Origin of the sequence: Pseudomonas sp. PvP009, assembly GCF_017832995.1 — a bacterium.
Classification (GTDB): domain Bacteria; phylum Pseudomonadota; class Gammaproteobacteria; order Pseudomonadales; family Pseudomonadaceae; genus Aquipseudomonas; species Aquipseudomonas syringae.
Window position 1 is genome coordinate 1,022,777 of the sequence record NZ_JAFIBG010000001.1, and the last position, 18,117, is coordinate 1,040,893.

Genomic DNA, 18,117 nt, shown 5'->3' on the forward strand with positions numbered 1-18,117 from the left:
GCAGCGCGGCACCTCAGGGTGCCGCGTTCGTTTTGACCAGCCGGTTCGGGTGTAAAAAAATTCAACCCAAGACTTGTAATCACTTTGCTCGCCCTTATGTATGGGTCACCGCAAGGTTTCTGGCCTGAAGGCCAGACCGTATTCTGCGGTTCGCGCGTCGAACCGTAACCGGCAAGTCCGGATTTAAACCGGCCGGTGCACTCACCGGACGATCAAACAAACATAATCAGGAGATCGACAATGAAGCTTCGTCCTCTGCATGACCGCGTCGTCATCCGTCGCAGTGAAGAAGAAACGAAAACTGCCGGCGGTATCGTTCTGCCAGGTTCGGCTGCTGAAAAGCCTAACCGCGGCGAGATCGTTGCTGTGGGTACCGGCCGCGTGCTGGACAACGGCGAAGTACGTGCGCTGGCTGTGAAAGTGGGTGACAAGGTTGTGTTCGGCCCTTATTCCGGCAGCAACACAGTGAAAGTAGACGGCGAAGACCTGCTGGTGATGAGCGAGAACGAGATTCTTGCTGTCGTCGAAGGCTGAGTGCTCCCGCTGACTTCCGTTACTACTAAGTATTCAAGGAATAATGATCATGGCTGCTAAAGAAGTTAAATTCGGCGATTCTGGCCGCAAAAAAATGCTCGCCGGTGTAAACGTCCTGGCTGACGCAGTTAAAGCGACCCTGGGCCCTAAAGGCCGTAACGTTATCATCGAGAAAAGCTTTGGCGCTCCGCTGATCACCAAAGACGGTGTTTCGGTTGCCAAGGAAATCGAGCTTAAAGACCGTTTCGAAAACATGGGCGCGCAGCTGGTCAAAGACGTTGCTTCCCGTGCCAACGATGATGCAGGCGACGGTACCACTACCGCTACCGTTCTGGCTCAGGCCATCGTCAACGAAGGCCTGAAGGCTGTCGCTGCCGGCATGAACCCGATGGACCTCAAGCGCGGCATCGACAAGGCGACCATCGCCATTGTTGCCGAGCTGAAGAAGCTGTCCAAGCCATGCACCGACACCAAGGCAATCGCCCAGGTCGGCACCATCTCGGCCAACTCTGATCACTCCATCGGCGACATCATTGCCGAAGCCATGGAAAAAGTGACCAAAGACGGCGTTATCACCGTTGAAGAAGGTTCGGGCCTGGAAAACGAGCTGTCTGTTGTAGAAGGCATGCAGTTTGACCGTGGTTACCTGTCCCCGTACTTCATCAATAAGCCGGACACCATGGTTGCCGAGCTAGACAGCCCGCTGCTGTTGCTGGTCGACAAGAAGATCTCCAACATTCGCGAAATGCTGCCGGTTCTGGAAGCAGTCGCCAAGGCTGGCCGTCCTCTGCTGATCGTTGCCGAAGATGTTGAAGGCGAAGCGCTGGCGACTCTGGTGGTCAACAACATGCGCGGTATCGTGAAAGTTGCAGCCGTCAAGGCTCCAGGTTTCGGCGATCGTCGCAAGGCCATGCTGCAGGACATCGCTGTTCTGACTGGCGGTACCGTTATCTCCGAAGAGATCGGCCTGAGCCTGGAAACCACTACCCTGGAACACCTGGGTAATGCCAAGCGCGTCATCCTGAACAAAGAAAACACCACCATCATCGATGGTGCTGGCGTGAAAACCGATATCGACTCGCGTATCTCCCAGATCCGCCAGCAAATCGGCGACACCAGCTCGGACTACGACAAGGAAAAACTGCAAGAGCGTCTGGCCAAGCTGTCTGGCGGCGTTGCAGTGATCAAGGTCGGTGCCGGTTCCGAAGTCGAGATGAAAGAGAAGAAAGCCCGCGTTGAAGACGCCCTGCACGCAACCCGCGCAGCCGTTGAAGAAGGCGTGGTACCTGGCGGTGGCGTGGCACTGGTTCGCTCCCTGCAGGCTATCGAAGGTCTGAAAGGCGACAACGCTGATCAGGACGTCGGTATCGCTCTGCTGCGTCGTGCAGTCGAAGCGCCTCTGCGCCAGATCGTTGCCAACTCCGGTGACGAGCCAAGCGTTGTTGTCGACAAGGTCAAGCAGGGTTCGGGTAACTACGGTTACAACGCTGCTTCCGGCGAATACGGCGACATGATCGAAATGGGTATCCTTGACCCGGCCAAAGTGACTCGTTCTGCTCTGCAGGCGGCGTCCTCCATCGCCAGCTTGATGATCACCACCGAAGCGATGATCGCTGACGTGCCTGACGACAAGCCAGCAGGCGGCGGCATGCCGGACATGGGCGGCATGGGTGGTATGGGCGGCATGATGTAAGCCAGCTTTACCCCCAGCGTTACACCCATAAAGAACCCCGCCTTGTGCGGGGTTTTTTTATGGTCTTTGTGTGCCGGATCAATCAATGCGTCGGCTGTACCTTGCTGTTCTCGAGCCCCTTGGGTTCGGGGCGGTAAAGCACGAAGTAATAAACCCCCAGACAGATCAGCCAGCAGAACACTGCGGTCCAGATGTTATGGGAAAAGAAGTGCGCACCTTGCAGCATCCGCCCGACAGAGAACACCGTTCCAAGGCCGAACGCCAGAGCCAGGCCCATTTTCGCCATCCGTGGACGACGGTCGCGAAAAGCGAAGAACAGCGCGAACAGGGTAAAGCCGGTCGCCGCATGACCGCCCGGCCAGCAGCGTCCCGGTTTATCGGTCGCAGGGCGTGGGCTCAACAGTTCGCTGTAGGTTTCCTGACCACCGAATTCTTTCAGGCTCCAGGGGCACTGCACTGACGTCACCACTTTCACCGGGGTAACGAAGGCGGTTGAAAGCGCCATGGACAGCACCAGGCAACCCAGCTCCCTGCGCCATGGGATCAGGCGCTGTACTTTGAAGGACGCCGCAAAGCCGATCATGGCCACCGCGCCGAATACCATGACCAGTTGTTTGGCGCGGTCGTGGAGAACGTCTTCGAGAAAATAACTGTGCCTGCCGATGAACTGTCCGCTGACGGGATCGAAGGCCAGTTTGGCGATGTCCATGTCCAGTGACGTCAGTTCAAGCAGCATGAGGATCAGCGCTACGGCGACAGGGATACCCAGGTAAATCCACGGGTTGATCGAACGGGAGTAGGGTGGGGCGACGGTTTTCGACATATCGAATCCAGATCTTTGAAGGGCATGCCGCGATTATTGTGTGCGACGGTTCGTCTCAAAGTGTGTCATGAGCCTTATCAATCATAGGTGAAAAAAACGTCATGCCATTTCGGCGCTGGCCCTCACGCCCACTTCGTCTTAAGCTGCGCCAGCCCAAACTGCATATGAGAGTGTTTTATGCGAATTCTTCTGGTTGAAGACAACCGCGACATCCTGGCGAACATGGCCGATTACCTGGGCATGAAAGGCTATACCGTCGATTGCGCCCAGGATGGCCTCTCAGGACTGCATCTGGCAGCCACCGAGCACTACGACCTGATCGTTCTCGACATCATGCTGCCCGGCATCGACGGCTACACCTTGTGCAAGCGTCTGCGCGAAGATGCCCGGCGCGACACGCCGGTCATCATGCTCACCGCCCGCGATCAGCTGGACGACCGTCTGCAGGGTTTCCGCTCCGGTGCTGACGACTACCTGCTCAAGCCGTTTGCCCTGTCTGAACTGGCCGCGCGGATCGAAGCGGTATTGCGCCGTGCCCAAGGCGGCGGGCGGCGTACCTTGCAGGTGGCCGATCTGGTCTATGACCTCGACACCCTCGAGGTCACGCGTGAGGGGCGCATGCTCAAGCTCAACCCGGTCGGCCTCAAGCTGCTCGCCGTGCTGATGCAGAAGAGCCCGCACGTGCTGCGTCGCGAGATTCTGGAAGAAGCGCTGTGGGGCGATGACTGCCCGGACAGCGACAGCCTGCGCAGCCATGTGCACCAGTTGCGTCAGGTGATCGACAAACCGTTTGGCAAACCGCTGTTGCAGACCGTGCATGGCGTGGGCTATCGCTTGGCCGAGGGCCGGGATGGAGTTTAAACAGAGTCTTGCGCAACGGATCATCATTGCCTTCGCATTGATGAGTGCACTGGTCGCCGGGTCGTTCGCCATCGGAATCATCTCCACCGTCCACCTGGTCGAAGAAAAGCTGATTTCCGCCGGCCTCGGTGGTGACCTCAATCGTCTGATGCTGATGGACAGTGTCAGCGACTGGAGCCACCGGCCCAAGCCCGACCAGTTGTTCTATTTCACCAACGGTCCGGGCGACTTCGACCTGCCCAAGGATATTCGTCACCTTGAGCCAGGTTTCCATGAGGTGTTCCGTGGGCCGTTGTCCTACCACGCCATGATCGAGGTGGTGGATGGCCGGCATTACGCCCTGTTGCAGGATCAGAGCGATTTTGAAGAGCGTGAGCGGGTGCTGTTCGCCGTCGTGCTGGTCGGTTTCGTTCTGGCCTTGGGGCTGGCGGTGTTTCTGGGCTGGGTGCTGGCGCGCCGGGTCATGGCGCCTGTAGTACGTCTGGCCCGGCAGGTTCGTCACCGTGACCAGTTGCTTGGACTGGCACCGCCACTGGCGCCCGACTATGCCGCTGACGAAGTCGGCGAGTTGGCGGTGGCCTTCGACGCAACATTGGGTCGCTTGCGGCAGGCGTTGATTCGTGAGCGCATGTTCACTAGCGACGTAAGCCATGAACTGCGTACGCCGTTGATGGTGCTGGCCAGCTCTTGTGAGCTGCTGCTGGAAAACCCTGCGCTCGATCTGCGAGGCCGTCGTCAGGTCGAGCGTATCGGGCGTGCCTGCGAAGAAATGCGCGATCTGGTGCAAACCTTCCTGATGCTCGCTCGCACCCAGCGCGAAGACCCGGCCATGACGCCCAAGGCCACGCTGGTCGGGGTGGCCGAGCAATTGATCTCCCAGTGGCGTGACCCGATAGAGAGCAAGGGGCTGCAGTTGACCTATACGCCACCTGCCGATGACCAGCTGTCCGATATTCGTTACAACGCGACCTTCCTGCATGCCGTGATGGGCAACTTGCTGCGCAATGCGCTGCACTACACCGATCACGGATTCATTGCGCTGACCCTGCACGCCGAAAGCTTCACCGTGGAAGACAGTGGTGTGGGCATTCCCGAGGAAAAACGCGAGGCAATGTTCGAGCCTTTCGTACGTGGCAACGAGCAGCGCGGAGAGGGGCTGGGCCTCGGGCTGTCGCTGGTGCAGCGCATTTGTACCAATCAGGGATGGAGCGTCGATCTCACCCCTATGGAACCTCATGGTTGCCGGTTCAAGGTAACGCTCAACGTGATCAAACCCTGACCTTTCTCCCGAGTAGACCGGCCTCATTGTGTAGCGGCCAATCGACTGCACTTCGTCGATTGGCCACACACGGCCTCTAACTCTCTGTAAAATCTCGAAACACCTGACGTTAAAAGGTAACATTTTTTTCACATTCAGATGACCTGACGGTGACGGCCGTGCCTTTAGTTTGGCGCCCATCAACATCAGGAGCTGCTCTCATGAGCGATCGCATCGAACTCGAGTTTTCCCGAAAGTACGACAAGACACACGCCCGCCAGTACTTCGAAAAGCATCAGGACGGTATCTGGCGCAAGCTGTCGCATCATCGCGATGAACAGCTGGCGAGAAAGGCGCTGCACATGGCCGGGGACCCGGGCCTGGTGCTGGACCTGCCTTGTGGTGCTGGACGCTTCTGGCCGCTATTGGCCGAGAAGCCGAACCGCTCGATCATCGGTGCCGATAACTCTGCGGACATGCTCAGTACCGCTTGTGCCTCGCAGCCGGCAGACGTTGTAAAAAGGGTACAACCTTTGCAGACATCTGCCTTTGCCATCGACCTGCCTGATAACGCAGTAGACAGCATCTTCTGCATGCGCTTGTTGCACCACGTCGGTCAGTCCAGCGACCGGATGGCTCTATTGCGCGAGTTTCAACGCGTAACCCGTGACAGCGTGATCGTCTCCCTCTGGGTGGATGGCAATTTCAAGGCATGGAAGCGTGCGCGCCTCGAGAACAAACGCCAGCAAAAAACCGGGCGGGAAAGTTACCAGAATCGTTTTGTGTTACCTGTTGTTACCGCAGAAACCGAATTTGAGCAGGCAGGATTTCGCATTCAGAACCGAATGGATTTCCTGCCCATGTACGCCATGTGGCGAGTCTATGTCCTACGTAAAAGGTAAAAAGATGGGTTTGCAGTCCGTGAAAGAACCAGTTGTGAACCCGATCCAGAACGAGTTCGATCAGTTCTGGAGCCAGCGTGGCGAATGGGTTGAAGAACCCAATGTGCGTCGCGGTGGAGAAAGTGGTGTGCAGCGGCTGGTCATGGACGATGGACAGACCCTCTATGCCAAACGTCAGACAGGTCACATCTACCGCAGCCTGCTGCACCCGCTGGGCCGGCCCACCGTACTGCGCGAGCGCGAGGCGCTTGAAGGTCTTCGCAAACTTGGCGTCGTCGTCCCCGAAGTGGTGTTTTGCGGTGCCGAACGCGGCGAGGACAACGCCTGGCGGGCATTGCTGGTCACCGTAGCGCTGGAAGGCTTCGAGGAAATTGAAAAGTGGCAGGCTGCCGGAGGGCGCGAGCGTCACGGCGAGCTGTTCTATGAGCGTGTGCTCAAGGAAGTGGCAGCCACTCTGGCCCGCATGCACCTGGGCCGCTGGCAGCACAGCTGTCTGTACATCAAGCACATTTTCGTGCGAGTGACGGGGGAAGGGGCGGACGCCAACGTCGAGGTCGCCTTGCTCGATCTCGAGAAGGGCCGTCGCCGCCTTACCGCTCAAGGCGCAGCCCAGCACGATATGAAGCAGCTACGACGCCATTCGTCATTCAGCGCTGCAGACTGGCAGAAGTTGATCTACTTTTACCAGGCAGCGTTTGGCAGCTCTATCAAAGGTTTAGAGTCATGAAGCTAGAAATGGCAAGAGGTCTGTTTATCTTCGGTGCACTGGCAGTTGCCACGGTCGCCGTGGCGGCGCTTGAACAACCGTCTACCCGCATCCTCACCACGCAGCATGGCGAGGGCTACTGCCCACTGCCACGCGTGGCGAAGAATCTGGTGAACGTACAGCCGGATCACGACCTGTTGCTGTTCATGTACAGCCTGGCGCAGGGTACCGGGATCAAAAACTGAAGCCCTGGGCTCCCTGACCTAACCCACCTGAGCCAGATGAAGATGGTTGTCCCACAACCCGGCTGGCAGGTCCAAGGGCTGGGCCAGCAGTTGCGCCTTGCGACAGTCATAGAAGCGGCAGCGTCCCTGGCCTGAGGTCACGACAAAGCCGTCGGCTACAGCGCCGACTCCCGCACAGTCCGGCAACGGCGCATCCAGTTTCAATGCGCCACTGTCCAGATCCCAGATAAAGAAGCGGTTGCCGCGGGGTGCCGTCAGGGCCACCAGTCGCAGGTCACTGTGCACTGCGACGCTGGCGGTGTAGTGGGCCATCGCGCGCAATTGCTCTTCTGCCACCGGAAACGCCTGGAATGGCTGGCCTGGACGCTTGATGGCCAGCAGTTCGGCCAACTCGTGGCTGTCGCCCATGAACTGTTGACCCGCGACGATGGTGCCATCGCTGGCAATGCCCATGTGGCGCACGCTGTTCATCTGCTGGGAAAGCGCTTCCTTGCTGAGCAAGGTACCGTCACGCTGCATGATGACCAGGCTGGGTTGCATGGCATCGAGGTTCATCTCTACCCGGCTTTCCGCTTCGGTGCGAATGCCACCATTGGCGACCACCAGCGTTTCACCGTCCGGCATCCAGGAGACCTGATGCGGGCCGATGCCATGCGTGGGGATCTCGGCCGAGTGCACCAGTCGCTCGTCGACGAAGCGGTAGACGCCCAATAAACCGCGGCCTGGATCGCGGGTATCGTTTTCCGTCGCATACAGCCATTCGCCGTCGCGATGAATCACAGCATGGCCGTAGAAGTGGCGGTCGGGCTGCGACACGATGGTTTGCAGCAAGCGGCCATCGCGCAGGTCGATCAGGTAGCTTTCAGTACCTGGGCGACGGGCGATGAACACCGCGAGTGGCAGGTCGGGATGATTGATGATGTCGTGGCAGCGCTGGCCCACCCGGGTCGCGAATACCTGCGTTCCGTCGAGCTTGAAACCCACCGCATAGTGCTTGCCGTCGCCATCGTCGCGAGCGGAAAGCAACAAGGGGCGTGTGTTCTTTTGCTTGAACAGGGTCCAGCCGCCCAGCGTGCAGGCGCTGCGCAGAAGACTGCCGAGCGCCATGGCCTGACGTCGCAACATCACCTCTACCTCTTGATCAATCGCCGTCGTTGGCGTTGAAACCCAATTGAATGCCGAGGGCCTTGGCCAGCTCGCCTTCGTGCAGGCGGTGTACGGCATTCAGGCTGTCGTAAAACGCATTGAGTTGCTGGCGTCCTGCATCCGTGGCCAGCAGGTCGGCCAGCGGCGGTTTGAGTTCCGACAGCAATTTGCGGCTGTTAGCGTAGGCGGCATCGATTTTGTCGGCCAGCGGTTTCTGCTCGGCGGGCAGCAGGCTGCGCAAGCCCTTGTTGTCGACACCGGTCCACACCGTCTCGGCGCTGATCAGGCTGGCTTCCAGGCTGCTGAGCGACGACTTGCTGCGCCAGGCATCTGCCTGGAAGGGCTGCGGCTGCCCTTTGCTCTGACGACCCAGTGGCGTGCCGAGCTTCTTCTTCAGGCTGTCGAGGGCGGTGACCTGAACCCGCAGCAGTTCGGCAATCGCTTCGTGGGAGTCGGCGTAGCGCTGATTGGGGAACTTGCTCAGTTGCGCGAGCATGCCGTCGGTGCTGTTCCAGCTGTTGAGTATTTCTTCGGCAAGCAGCTTCTGGCGTTCACCGATGGCCATCAGCAGCGGGCAATAGCGCGCTTTCTGCTCGGCGTTGGCCATGTCGATGTCAGCGTCGAAAAGGATGTATTCGTAGGCGGACAAACCCTGCACCACGACACTGGCCTTGGACAGTTCCTGAGCGGTGATCTGCGGCTGTGCAGTCACCAGTTGCTCGACCTGACGGCCCACCAGATTCTTCTTGTCTGGCCAGAACTGTATTTGCCAGGCGCGATTGCCTTCGGCCAGAGGGCCGATCAACAGCGGTTGCAACTCGGCCCAAGTCTTCTGTGCTTTCAGAAAGTCGGCGCGGGCTGTGGCCAGATCAGTCTTGCCCTGGCAGAACGCCAATGCGCTGGCTGCCAACTGACGATCAGCCTCCACCCAACGGCTGTAGGTCGGCAGGATGACCTGTTTGGCAATCGCTGCGGACGTCACCGCCTGAGGGTCGGATGGCGAGCAGGCACCCAAGGCAAGTGCCGCAAGGCTGGTCAGCAACAACTTGGGTCGGAACATGTCCGGCTCCTTATTTCTGAAAGGAAGATGTGTGAACAGGAAGATTCTGCAAAGGGCGCAATCATAACGAATTCAGGAAGGCCAACAGCGCTTCACGTTGCTGTGTGTCAAAAGCCAGAACCTGGCGCTGTGCCGCCTGGGCTTCGCCGCCGTGCCACAGTATCGCCTCAAGCGCATTACGCGCGCGACCGTCGTGCAACAGTTGGGTGTGTCCGCTTACCGTGCCGGTCAGGCCAAGCCCCCACAAGGGCGGGGTGCGCCACTCACTACCGGTGGCCTGGAACTCGGTACGGTTATCGGCCAACCCTTCGCCCATGTCGTGCAGCAGCAAGTCGCTGTACGGGCGAATCTCCTGATTGGCCAGCTCGGGTTCGGCGGCGTCGCTACGGGTTTTGAAAGCGGGTGTGTGACATTGCTGGCAGCCCGCCTGGAAAAACAGGTTCTTGCCTGCCAGCACTTGAGGGTCGTCGACCTTGCGACGCGCCGGAACACCCAGGTTGCGGGTGTAGAACTCCACCAGGCGCAGGATGTTGTCGCTGACTTCCGGTTCGCCATCCGGGCCATTGCCATTGGGTGCAGCCAGGCAATCGGTCTGGGCCGGCGTGCAGTCATCGAAAGGGCGCAGGCTGGTGGTCAGCCCCATATCACCGGAAAAGGCATGCACGTTCTGCTGGTTGAGGTTGGGCTGTCCGGCTTTCCAGCCAAACCTGCCCATCACCACTTTTTGCCGAGCGTCGTCCCACACCCAGTTGGGACGTCCCGAGATGCCATCGGCGTTCTTGTCGTCGGGGTCGGCATTGGCAAGGATGGCATCATCGGCAATGGCCTCGAGCAAGCCCAGGCCGATCATTGGCGGGGCTACGCGTGCCGAGATGTGAGTATCGGGGTGCATGGGGCCATAGCCCAACTGGGTGATCCTGAGGGTCGGCTGGCGCAGCTCGACTGACGTGCCATCGCGAAACTCGACCGTCAGCGCATCGTACTCGACCCGCACCTTGCCCTCGGGCGCAACGCCGGGGTTCGACATGTCCTGCAATTGCCCGCCGTAAACCGGCTCGGGCAGCACGCCGTTGCGCTTTATGAGGTCGGCATAGGCCGGGTCATCGGGAATCGACAGCCTGACCAGCATGGACACGGCATTGCTGTCGCCAGCCTCCGGCGGGTGACCGCGACCGTCCTTGATGTGGCAGTTCTGGCAGGCATTGGTGTTGAACAACGGCCCCAGCCCATCGCGAGCCGTGGTAGTCGACGGCGCAATCACCCACGGGCTGCGGAAAAAGCTGTTGCCGACGCTGAAGTCCAGCCGCCGCACTGGGGCCAGGTTGGCCGAGGGCATCGAGAACGCGTTCTGGTCGCTCTTCCTCACGGTGGCGCTGCCACCCGACAAGGCTTCTCCCGGCTCGGCATGCGTGAAACGCGGGGCGTCATCGCATGCGCTCAGGACCAGGGTCGTGAGCAAGGCAAGTGATAGACGGAGCCGCGTACTCATAAACATCCTGCAACGGGGCGAAAAATCGGGGCGTGCAAGCTTATCAGCCTCGTGCGGTTTGAATAAGAGGGATTATCGTTTGCGACGTGTTGTGCAATGTGATGTTACGAATCTTTGAGGCTGGTCGGGTCCTGATGTTTTTGCCTATGCTGCGCAGGCTGCTTCACACGATCAGTCACATGACGCTGGCAGCATTCATACACCAACGGCCAGCAGAGATTATCCAATGAATAACCCGGACAACAGCGCGTTCGTGACCACCATCCAGGCACTGGAAGCGATCTATGGTCCGATCGCACCTCCTTCGCTCCTCAAGGAAGTTGACCACATTCACGAGGTCTACCGGCCTTTCATCGAGCAGGCACCGTTCGCCGTGCTTGCCTCTGCCGGCCCTGACGGGCTTGATGCTTCTCCACGTGGAGATCAGGCGGGCCTGGTGTATATCGAGGACAGCAAGACGCTTTATCTGCCGGACCGACGCGGCAACAACCGCATCGATACGCTGCGCAACATCGTCAACGATCCGCGCGTCGCGCTGCTGTTCCTTATACCCGGCGTGGGTGAAACCCTGCGCGTCAACGGAACCGCACAGATATCGGTTGAGCCCGAGTTGCTGTCGCGCTTCGCAGTGAAGAGCCAGTTGCCCAGGTCTGTCCTGCGTATTTCAGTGACCAGCGTGTATTTCCAGTGCAGCAGGGCGACCATCAGGTCCGGTTTGTGGGACCCGGCGAAGCACATCGAACGCAGTGCGCTACCCACTGCCGGGCAGATCCTCAAAGCGGTTTCGGCGGAGCAGATCGACGGTGAAGCCTATGACAAGGCGTTGCCGGGGCGTATTGCGGATACGTTGTATTGATGCTTGGAAGTCTGCCCATGTTGCAGGTCAACGCGCACGGCAGTTGCAAACGATGCCTGTCGATCAGACACAAAAAATGCCGGTCAGCGAACTGACCGGCATTGATCGTTACTGCAACAAACGCGGTTGATCAGAACTCGTGATCGGCGTTGTCCGGGTTCAGGTCGGTGATGCCCAGCTTACCAGCCGCCTGCTCGATAGCGCCTGTCTGTTTGACCAGCGCGGCGATGGCGTCACGCACCACCTGATTGCCAGCTGTGTTGCCGGCAGCGATCAACTGGTCGAAATGCTCGCCCTTGTTCGCATGATCGACGATGACCTGCAACTTGGCCTGAGTGTCGTCCAGGTCGGCGCGCAAGGTGGCGTCCGTGGCCGGGTCTGCCTTGGCGACCAGAGACGAAAGGCTCGGCCCGCTGACCTTGGTGCCGTCAGTACGGGTGTACTCGCCCAGGTAAACGTTGCGAATGCCCTTGCCGTTGTAGAAGTGCGAGTTGTGCGTGTTGTCGCTGAAGCAGTCGTGTTCGTCTTCGCTGGAGTTGGCTTCCAGTGCGACTTTCATGCGCTCGCCCGCCAGTTCACCCAGCGACAGGCTGCCCATGCCGAAGAGCATTTTGCGCAGACCGCTTTCGCCGGATTCGGCTTCCAGCGTGGCGCGGTAGTTGTCGGGCACGCCGGCTTTCCAGTTACCGGACATTTCTTCAAGGTCGCTGACCAGCAGGTCGGTGACGGCCTTGAGGTAGGCGCGGCGACGGTCATTGTGGCCGCCGGTTGCGCCAGCCCCTTGCAGGTAATCGCTGGCCGGACGTGCGCCGGCGCCAGGGCCGGTACCGTTCAGGTCCTGGCCCCAGAGCAGAAATTCGATGGCGTGGTAGCCGGTGGCGACGTTGGCCTCGGAACCGCCCAGTTCGTTCAGGCTGGCGAGTTTTTCGGAGGTGATTTCCTTCACGTCGACCTTGTCTTCGCCGACCTGAATTTCGGTGTTGGCGATGATGTTGGCAGTGGCGCCCGGGTTGCCCAGCGCGTGCTGGTAATCCTTGGCCACATAGTCGATCAGGCCTTCGTCCAGGGGCCAGGCGTTAACCTGTCCTTCCCAGTCGTCGATGATGGTGTTGCCGAAGCGGAAGACTTCGCTCTGCATGTAAGGCACACGCGCAGCGATCCACGCCTCACGGGCGGCTTTCAGGGTTTCATCGTTGGGTTTGGCCAGAAATGCGTCGACGGCAGTGCTGAGTTTTTTCGCGCCGGCCTCGGCATCGTCGAACACGGCGGACACCATGTTGGCGTAGTTCGCGACCACAGCCTTGGCCGCCGCATCGTCAGTCTGGGCAGCGGCTGCCGGAGCAGGGGCCGCGGGCGTCACAGCCGGCGTCGCCGGAGCCGCGGCTGGCTCGGGTGCCGGGGCGGCAGCCTTGTCCTTGCCTTCGCCACAACCGGCGAGAGAGATAGCGATGGCCAACAGACTAGCGGTTGCCAGAGGCATACGAATCATGACGGAATCCTGCGTCGATAAAGGTGATGGCGGGGGTGCGCCCATAAAATCTGCGACATAATGCGAAAGATTTGCATTCGATGTAAAGGCAAAACGCCTGTGTGGGCGTGTTCAGGCATCCGGCAGGTTGTAACAGTCGGTTTCAAGATGACCTGAATGGCCGGAAGCGTGCAAGCCTGCTCACAGGCTGGCGGCGTGGTCCTGACGCGACTGCTTGAGGTAAGCCAGCAACTCCCGACCCGGCAGCGGCTTGCTGTACAGATAGCCCTGGCCTTCGTGACAGCCCTCGGTCATCACATAGGCCTCCTGCTCAACGGTCTCCACGCCTTCGGCAATGACTTGCATGCCCAGGCTTTTGCCCAACTGGATAATGGCTCGCACGATGGTGGCGTCATCGTCGTCATCGATCAGGTCCTGCACGAAGCTGCGGTCAATCTTGATCTTGTCCAGCGGGAGGCTTTTCAGGTAGCTCAGGGATGAATAGCCGGTGCCAAAGTCATCGATGGCAATCAAGGCGCCGGAACGGCGCAAGCTCAGCAAGTGCTGGGCGGCGGTGTTGATATCTTCCATCAGCCCGGTTTCGGTCACTTCCAGTTCCAGGCTGCGCGGTGGCAAGCGGTAGATCTGCAGCAGGTTGTTGACCACGCGGGGGAGTTCGGCGTGATGCAGTTGCACGGTCGACAGATTGACTGCCATGCGCAAATCGGTGAAGCCTTGATCGAGCCATTCGCGCAGTTGGCGGCAGGCCTGATCCAGCACCCATTCCCCGATGGCGATGATGGTGCCGTTCTGTTCGGCCAGCGGGATGAAAACGTCCGGCGGCACCAGGCCATGCTCCGGATGCTGCCAGCGGATCAGTGCTTCCACACCGACGATACGGTGATCGCGGTAGCTGATCTGTGGTTGATAGACCAAGTACAACTGATTGAGTGGCAGGGCTTCGCGCAGGTCTTTTTCGAGTTCGCGGCGGCGACGCATTTCGCTGTCCACGCTGGCGATGTAGAACTGATACCGGTTACGTGAGCGGGCTTTGGCCAGCGTCATGGTCTGCTCGGCTTTTTGCAGCAGCTTCTCGGTGCTGTCACCGTCTTCCGGGAACAGCGTGATGCCGATGGTTGCCCGCAGTCGAATCTGCTGATCACCGACGATGAACGGTGCTTCCAGCTCATCCAGAATATTTTGCGCCAGCTCAGCCGCCTCGTAAGGCTGCTCGATGTTGGACTGGACCAGCGCGAACTGGTCGCCGCCCAAGCGCGCAAGGGCGCCGAGTCTTACGCTGTGCGCGCGCAAGCGATCAGCGAGGGCGAGCAGCAATTGGTCACCGGACTGATAACTGAACTGTTCGTTGATGCCCTTGAAGTCATCCAGACCTACACAAAGAACCGCCACTCTGTGTTGCTGGCGTCCCGCGTCTTCCAGAATCCTGTCCAGTCCGGTCTGCAATTGAAGTCGATTGGGCAGGCCGGTGAGAAAGTCGTACTGCGCCATGCGCTGCAGGTTGTTCTCGGCCTCATGGCGCAGGTAAGTGTGGCGCTCAATGGAAGCCAGCAACTGGTTAGCGGTGTTGACCCAGATTCCCAGTTCGTTTTTCTCGTGGCCTTTGAGCAGCGGCAACTGGTGTTCGCTGGGGCGGTCGGGATTGATCGCGATCAGGTGTTCGATGATCTTTGACAGCGGTCTGGTCAGCAGCCAGTGATAGACCAGATACAACACCAGCCCCATTGCCAGCGCACGCAGCACGCCCGCGATAAAGATGATTCCGGCATTGACCAGAAAGCTTTCGCCGTAATTGGCGGTGTCCAGCGTGATGCGCAGGTCGCCGTAATACTCGCTGTAGGGGTTGCGGCCTACCAGTTGAGTGGTGAAGCTGCGCTCCTGGCCGAGGATGATGTCTGTCAGCCAGCGGGTAGAGGAGGTTTTCAGTGGCCGGTTTTTCTCGGCGAGCAGGCTTTCGTTGGGGTGCCCTATGGACGCCATGCGTACCGAGTCATCCTGGAACAGGCCCTCGATGACCTGCATGCCCATCTCGCGGTCCAGGCTGTAGACGGCCTGCGTCGAAGGATCGCGAAACATGCCGAGAATTCGCTCGGCATCGCTCGCCACGGCCTGACGTGTCTTGTAGGCGTCGAAGACGATTTGCGCACAGCTGAGCAGGATGCCTACCAGAAGCGCCGAAAGCAGCACAACGCGCAGCAACTTTACCGACAGGCTGTTCTTGAGTTCCAGCTTCAATGGCCGTTCCTTAGTTCGTGTCGCAGGGCATATTGCCTCATGACCCTCGAAAAACCAGACCCGCACGCTGTGACCTTGTCACAACCGGTGCGCCTTGCTGATCTTCGCGTTCCTTGCACCTGCTGGCCAAAGCCACCTCAATGTGTCGGGTGGCCATGTAGGTAACTAGAGCAGAACACTGTAAAGAATTACGTCATAGAGAATTACGTTGGGGTACGAGTCAGCTAGCGTTTTCTGACAATACACAAAGTACGAGCGGCAGGCGAAAAAAGATTTGCGATTCGCCTGACGGGCAGGCCGGTGTTCGACGCCGTCGGTAAAACAGGCGTCTGGTGAGCGGCCTGTACAGGCTGCAAAACATAAAAAACCCGGCGCAAGGCCGGGTTTTTTCGATGACGCTGGACTCAGGCTGCGAATTGCTTGGCCACGAAGTCCCAGTTGACCAGGTTCCAGAACGCTTCTACGTACTTCGGACGCAGATTGCGGTAGTCGATGTAGTAGGCGTGTTCCCACACATCGCAGGTCAGCAGCGGGGTGTCGCCGCTGGTCAGCGGGTTGCCGGCACCGATAGTGCTGGCCAATGCCAGGGAACCGTCAGCCTTCTTCACCAGCCAGCCCCAGCCGGAGCCGAAAGTGCCGATGGAAGTCTTGCTGAACTCTTCCTTGAACTTGTCGAAGGAACCGAATGCCTTGTTGATGGCTTCGGCCAGAGCGCCGGTAGGCTCGCCGCCAGCGTTAGGGGCCAGGCAGTTCCAGTAGAACGTGTGGTTCCAGACCTGAGCGGCGTTGTTAAAGATACCGCCCGAGGAGGTCTTGATGATCTCTTCCAGGGTCTTGCCTTCGAACTCGGTGCCAGGCACCAGGTTGTTCAGGTTCACGACGTAGGTGTTGTGATGCTTGTCGTGGTGATATTCCAGAGTCTCCGCAGAAATGTGCGGCACCAGAGCGTCTTTGGCGTAGGGCAGTGGCGGCAATTCAAAAGCCATGGTTTATCTCCTTTCAGGTCAATTGCGGTAGTCGCACGGCCGATCACGGGCGGCCAGATACAGCATGCACCGGGAGTTTTACTCTTTTGCGGCGCAGACCCCGGATCATAGCACCGGGTCTGCGCCTTAACCACGCAACAACTGTGTGGGATAGAGGTTCCCACGCGTTTGACTCTGCGGTCATGAAATCCGTCAGGCTGAGCGGATCAACTGGAAGGCCACGCTGAACATCATCACCGTGATCATCAGGTCCAGCATGCGCCAGGTGGCAGGGCGCGCCAGCCAGGGAGCCAGCCATGCCGCGCCCAGGGCCAGGCTCGAGAACCACAGCAGCGAGGCGCTGGCTGCGCCGGCGACATACGCGCCAGGTACGCCCTGTTGCGCGCCCAGCGAGCCAATCAGCAACACGGTGTCCAGATAGACGTGCGGGTTCAGCAAGGTGACGGCCAATGCGCTGAGCAACACGGTGCGCAGCGATTTTCTGCCGACCGCTGCACTGTGCTCCAGGCTTTGCCGCGAGCAGGCGCGGCGCAATGCCTGCAGGCCGTACCAGCTGAGAAATATCACGCCGCCCCAGCGCGCCACCGCCAGCAGGGTTGGATTCTGTGCTAGTACATTGGCCAGGCCGAACACACCTGCCGCTACCAGGATGGCGTCGCAGACGATGCACAGCATCGCCACGGCCACATGATGTTCACGACGCAGGCCCTGAGCCAGCACAAAAGCATTTTGAGTTCCGATAGCCATGATCAGGCCTGCCGCGATCAGCAGCCCATTGAGGTAGCTTTGCCACATAAGGATGTTCCGTTGAGCAGATTCAGATGGCCATTCTTATGGGTGGAGAGATATAAGGAAAACCAATAATCTTCATCGCTCATTAGGAAAACTGATGTTCGACTATAAATTGCTGTCGGCGCTGGCGGCCGTGATCGAGCAAGCCGGCTTCGAGCGTGCCGCTCAGGTGCTCGGACTTTCCCAGTCAGCGGTCTCGCAACGCATCAAATTGCTGGAGGCACGCATAGGCCTGCCGGTGCTGGTGCGCGCCACGCCGCCGAGCCCTACCGACATTGGCCGGCGGCTGCTCAATCACGTGCAGCAGGTCCGTTTGCTGGAGCGCGACCTGCAAAGTCAGGTGCCAGCACTGGACGAGGAGGGCATGCCCGAGCGTTTGCGCATCGCCTTGAATGCCGACAGTCTGGCAACCTGGTGGGCGCCAGCCATTGGCGCGTTTTGTACGCAACACCGTTTGCTGCTGGATCTGGTTGTCGAAGATCAGGACGTAGGCCTTAAGCGTATGCGCGCCGGTGAGGTAGCGGCCTGCCTGTGTGGCAGCGAGCGTCCGGTGGCCGGGGCCCGTAGCCAGTTACTGGGGGCCATGCGCTACCGGGCGCTGGCCAGTCCGGCGTTCATCGCCCGCCACTTTCCGGACGGCGTCAGCCCTGAAGCGCTCGTCAGATCCGCAGCTCTGGTATACGGGCCGGACGATCTTCTGCAGCATCGTTATCTGGCACTGCTGGGTGTTCAGGACGGCTTCGAGCATCATTTGTGTCCGTCCTCCGAGGGTTTCATCCGTATGATCGAGGCGGGGATGGGCTGGGGGCTGGCGCCCGAGTTGCAGGTGCGCGACCAGTTGCGCAACGGCACGCTGCTCGAATTGCTGCCGGACCGTTGCATCGATGTGCCGCTCTACTGGCATCATTGGCGCAATGGTGGGCAGCTTCTGACGCGCCTCACCGAACATCTTGCGCAACATTCGGCTCACTGGCTGGTGCCGCTGAGCGAAGACTGATCGTCAACAGGATCATGTGTAATCCATGCAGGCAGGGTTTCCTTTCCT

Annotated in this window: 17 protein-coding genes; 9 read left to right on the plus strand and 8 right to left on the minus strand. The window is 59.5% G+C overall.

Translation table 11 applies throughout. The features are described from left to right. Positions 1-240 precede the first annotated feature (240 nt). A complete protein-coding gene (locus JOE29_RS04565) occupies positions 241-534 on the plus strand; it encodes a co-chaperone GroES (RefSeq protein ID WP_003304675.1) in 294 nt (97 codons plus the stop codon). Positions 535-583: 49 nt separating this feature from the next. Continuing rightward, positions 584-2,227: a chaperonin GroEL gene (gene groL, locus JOE29_RS04570; protein ID WP_003413326.1), complete on the plus strand. Its 1,644-nt coding sequence runs from the start codon at positions 584-586 to the stop codon at positions 2,225-2,227. Between the two features lie 82 nt (positions 2,228-2,309). Here groL and JOE29_RS04575 read toward each other — a convergent pair whose 3' ends face one another. Next, positions 2,310-3,050, minus strand: a complete 741-nt coding sequence (locus JOE29_RS04575; RefSeq protein ID WP_003348163.1) for a phosphatase PAP2 family protein — start codon at positions 3,048-3,050, stop codon at positions 2,310-2,312. Between the two features lie 177 nt (positions 3,051-3,227). Between JOE29_RS04575 and colR the strand changes: the two genes are divergently transcribed. The 5 genes from colR to JOE29_RS04600 all read left to right on the plus strand — a co-directional run bounded on the left by colR (position 3,228) and on the right by JOE29_RS04600 (position 7,022). Beyond that, positions 3,228-3,911: a two-component system response regulator ColR gene (gene colR / locus JOE29_RS04580; protein WP_002555020.1), complete on the plus strand. Its 684-nt coding sequence runs from the start codon at positions 3,228-3,230 to the stop codon at positions 3,909-3,911. Beyond that, the gene (locus JOE29_RS04585) at positions 3,901-5,190 is read left to right on the plus strand and encodes a HAMP domain-containing sensor histidine kinase (RefSeq protein WP_210078828.1); all 1,290 of its coding nucleotides are present in this window, start codon (positions 3,901-3,903) and stop codon (positions 5,188-5,190) included. The genes colR and JOE29_RS04585 overlap by 11 nt, the downstream gene beginning before the upstream one ends. Positions 5,191-5,390: 200 nt before the next feature. Then, entirely contained in the window at positions 5,391-6,071 is a 681-nt protein-coding gene (locus tag JOE29_RS04590; RefSeq protein WP_210078829.1) for a class I SAM-dependent methyltransferase, read from the plus strand. A gap of 4 nt (positions 6,072-6,075) precedes the next feature. Further along, on the plus strand, positions 6,076-6,798 hold the full coding sequence (locus JOE29_RS04595) for a lipopolysaccharide kinase InaA family protein (protein WP_122254925.1): 723 nt from the start codon (positions 6,076-6,078) through the stop codon (positions 6,796-6,798). After that, positions 6,795-7,022 carry a hypothetical protein gene (locus JOE29_RS04600; protein WP_201418405.1) on the plus strand — a complete coding sequence of 76 codons (228 nt, stop codon included), beginning with the start codon at positions 6,795-6,797 and terminating at the stop codon, positions 7,020-7,022. Before JOE29_RS04595 ends, JOE29_RS04600 begins: the two co-directional genes overlap by 4 nt. Positions 7,023-7,040: 18 nt before the next feature. Here the strand turns inward: JOE29_RS04600 and JOE29_RS04605 are convergent, their stop codons facing one another. From JOE29_RS04605 to JOE29_RS04615, 3 genes are all read right to left on the minus strand, one after another. Continuing rightward, entirely contained in the window at positions 7,041-8,147 is a 1,107-nt protein-coding gene (locus JOE29_RS04605) for a DUF1513 domain-containing protein (protein ID WP_210078832.1), read from the minus strand. Between the two features lie 16 nt (positions 8,148-8,163). Next, positions 8,164-9,228 carry an imelysin family protein gene (locus tag JOE29_RS04610; RefSeq protein ID WP_003413318.1) on the minus strand — a complete coding sequence of 355 codons (1,065 nt, stop codon included), beginning with the start codon at positions 9,226-9,228 and terminating at the stop codon, positions 8,164-8,166. A gap of 61 nt (positions 9,229-9,289) precedes the next feature. Then, on the minus strand, positions 9,290-10,717 hold the full coding sequence (locus JOE29_RS04615; RefSeq protein WP_074907262.1) for a di-heme oxidoredictase family protein: 1,428 nt from the start codon (positions 10,715-10,717) through the stop codon (positions 9,290-9,292). A 226-nt stretch (positions 10,718-10,943) separates the two neighbouring features. Here JOE29_RS04615 and JOE29_RS04620 point away from each other — a divergent pair, with 226 nt between their 5' ends. Next, on the plus strand, positions 10,944-11,573 hold the full coding sequence (locus tag JOE29_RS04620; protein WP_103362652.1) for a pyridoxamine 5'-phosphate oxidase family protein: 630 nt from the start codon (positions 10,944-10,946) through the stop codon (positions 11,571-11,573). A 130-nt stretch (positions 11,574-11,703) separates the two neighbouring features. On the opposite strand, the gene JOE29_RS04625 is transcribed toward JOE29_RS04620, so the two are convergent. The 4 genes from JOE29_RS04625 to JOE29_RS04640 all read right to left on the minus strand — a co-directional run bounded on the left by JOE29_RS04625 (position 11,704) and on the right by JOE29_RS04640 (position 17,075). Further along, complete coding sequence (locus JOE29_RS04625; RefSeq protein ID WP_210078834.1) at positions 11,704-13,062, minus strand: imelysin family protein; 1,359 nt, start codon at positions 13,060-13,062, stop codon at positions 11,704-11,706. 180 nt (positions 13,063-13,242) lie between these two features. Further along, positions 13,243-15,294, minus strand: coding sequence for a GGDEF domain-containing phosphodiesterase (locus JOE29_RS04630; protein WP_004416251.1), 2,052 nt, complete (start codon positions 15,292-15,294; stop codon positions 13,243-13,245). 404 nt (positions 15,295-15,698) lie between these two features. Beyond that, positions 15,699-16,280, minus strand: a complete 582-nt coding sequence (gene sodB / locus JOE29_RS04635; RefSeq protein WP_003313497.1) for a superoxide dismutase [Fe] — start codon at positions 16,278-16,280, stop codon at positions 15,699-15,701. A gap of 192 nt (positions 16,281-16,472) precedes the next feature. Then, positions 16,473-17,075: a LysE/ArgO family amino acid transporter gene (locus tag JOE29_RS04640; RefSeq protein WP_210078837.1), complete on the minus strand. Its 603-nt coding sequence runs from the start codon at positions 17,073-17,075 to the stop codon at positions 16,473-16,475. Positions 17,076-17,169: 94 nt separating this feature from the next. On the opposite strand from JOE29_RS04640, the gene JOE29_RS04645 reads away from it, so the two are divergent. Next, a complete protein-coding gene (locus tag JOE29_RS04645) occupies positions 17,170-18,069 on the plus strand; it encodes a LysR family transcriptional regulator ArgP (RefSeq protein WP_003395283.1) in 900 nt (299 codons plus the stop codon). Positions 18,070-18,117 lie beyond the last annotated feature (48 nt).

What these genes read in the sequence shown, in the direction of transcription:
- JOE29_RS04605 (WP_210078832.1), bottom strand. Translation starts at nt 8,147, where the DNA reads ATGTTGCGACGTCAGGCCATGGCGCTCGGCAGTCTTCTGCGCAGCGCC.
- JOE29_RS04620 (WP_103362652.1), top strand. Translation starts at nt 10,944, where the DNA reads ATGAATAACCCGGACAACAGCGCGTTCGTGACCACCATCCAGGCACTG.
- JOE29_RS04595 (WP_122254925.1), top strand. Translation starts at nt 6,076, where the DNA reads ATGGGTTTGCAGTCCGTGAAAGAACCAGTTGTGAACCCGATCCAGAAC.
- JOE29_RS04565 (WP_003304675.1), top strand. Translation starts at nt 241, where the DNA reads ATGAAGCTTCGTCCTCTGCATGACCGCGTCGTCATCCGTCGCAGTGAA.
- JOE29_RS04640 (WP_210078837.1), bottom strand. Translation starts at nt 17,075, where the DNA reads ATGTGGCAAAGCTACCTCAATGGGCTGCTGATCGCGGCAGGCCTGATC.
- JOE29_RS04610 (WP_003413318.1), bottom strand. Translation starts at nt 9,228, where the DNA reads ATGTTCCGACCCAAGTTGTTGCTGACCAGCCTTGCGGCACTTGCCTTG.
- sodB (WP_003313497.1), bottom strand. Translation starts at nt 16,280, where the DNA reads ATGGCTTTTGAATTGCCGCCACTGCCCTACGCCAAAGACGCTCTGGTG.
- JOE29_RS04600 (WP_201418405.1), top strand. Translation starts at nt 6,795, where the DNA reads ATGAAGCTAGAAATGGCAAGAGGTCTGTTTATCTTCGGTGCACTGGCA.
- groL (WP_003413326.1), top strand. Translation starts at nt 584, where the DNA reads ATGGCTGCTAAAGAAGTTAAATTCGGCGATTCTGGCCGCAAAAAAATG.
- JOE29_RS04625 (WP_210078834.1), bottom strand. Translation starts at nt 13,062, where the DNA reads ATGATTCGTATGCCTCTGGCAACCGCTAGTCTGTTGGCCATCGCTATC.
- JOE29_RS04645 (WP_003395283.1), top strand. Translation starts at nt 17,170, where the DNA reads ATGTTCGACTATAAATTGCTGTCGGCGCTGGCGGCCGTGATCGAGCAA.
- JOE29_RS04585 (WP_210078828.1), top strand. Translation starts at nt 3,901, where the DNA reads ATGGAGTTTAAACAGAGTCTTGCGCAACGGATCATCATTGCCTTCGCA.
- colR (WP_002555020.1), top strand. Translation starts at nt 3,228, where the DNA reads ATGCGAATTCTTCTGGTTGAAGACAACCGCGACATCCTGGCGAACATG.
- JOE29_RS04615 (WP_074907262.1), bottom strand. Translation starts at nt 10,717, where the DNA reads ATGAGTACGCGGCTCCGTCTATCACTTGCCTTGCTCACGACCCTGGTC.
- JOE29_RS04575 (WP_003348163.1), bottom strand. Translation starts at nt 3,050, where the DNA reads ATGTCGAAAACCGTCGCCCCACCCTACTCCCGTTCGATCAACCCGTGG.
- JOE29_RS04590 (WP_210078829.1), top strand. Translation starts at nt 5,391, where the DNA reads ATGAGCGATCGCATCGAACTCGAGTTTTCCCGAAAGTACGACAAGACA.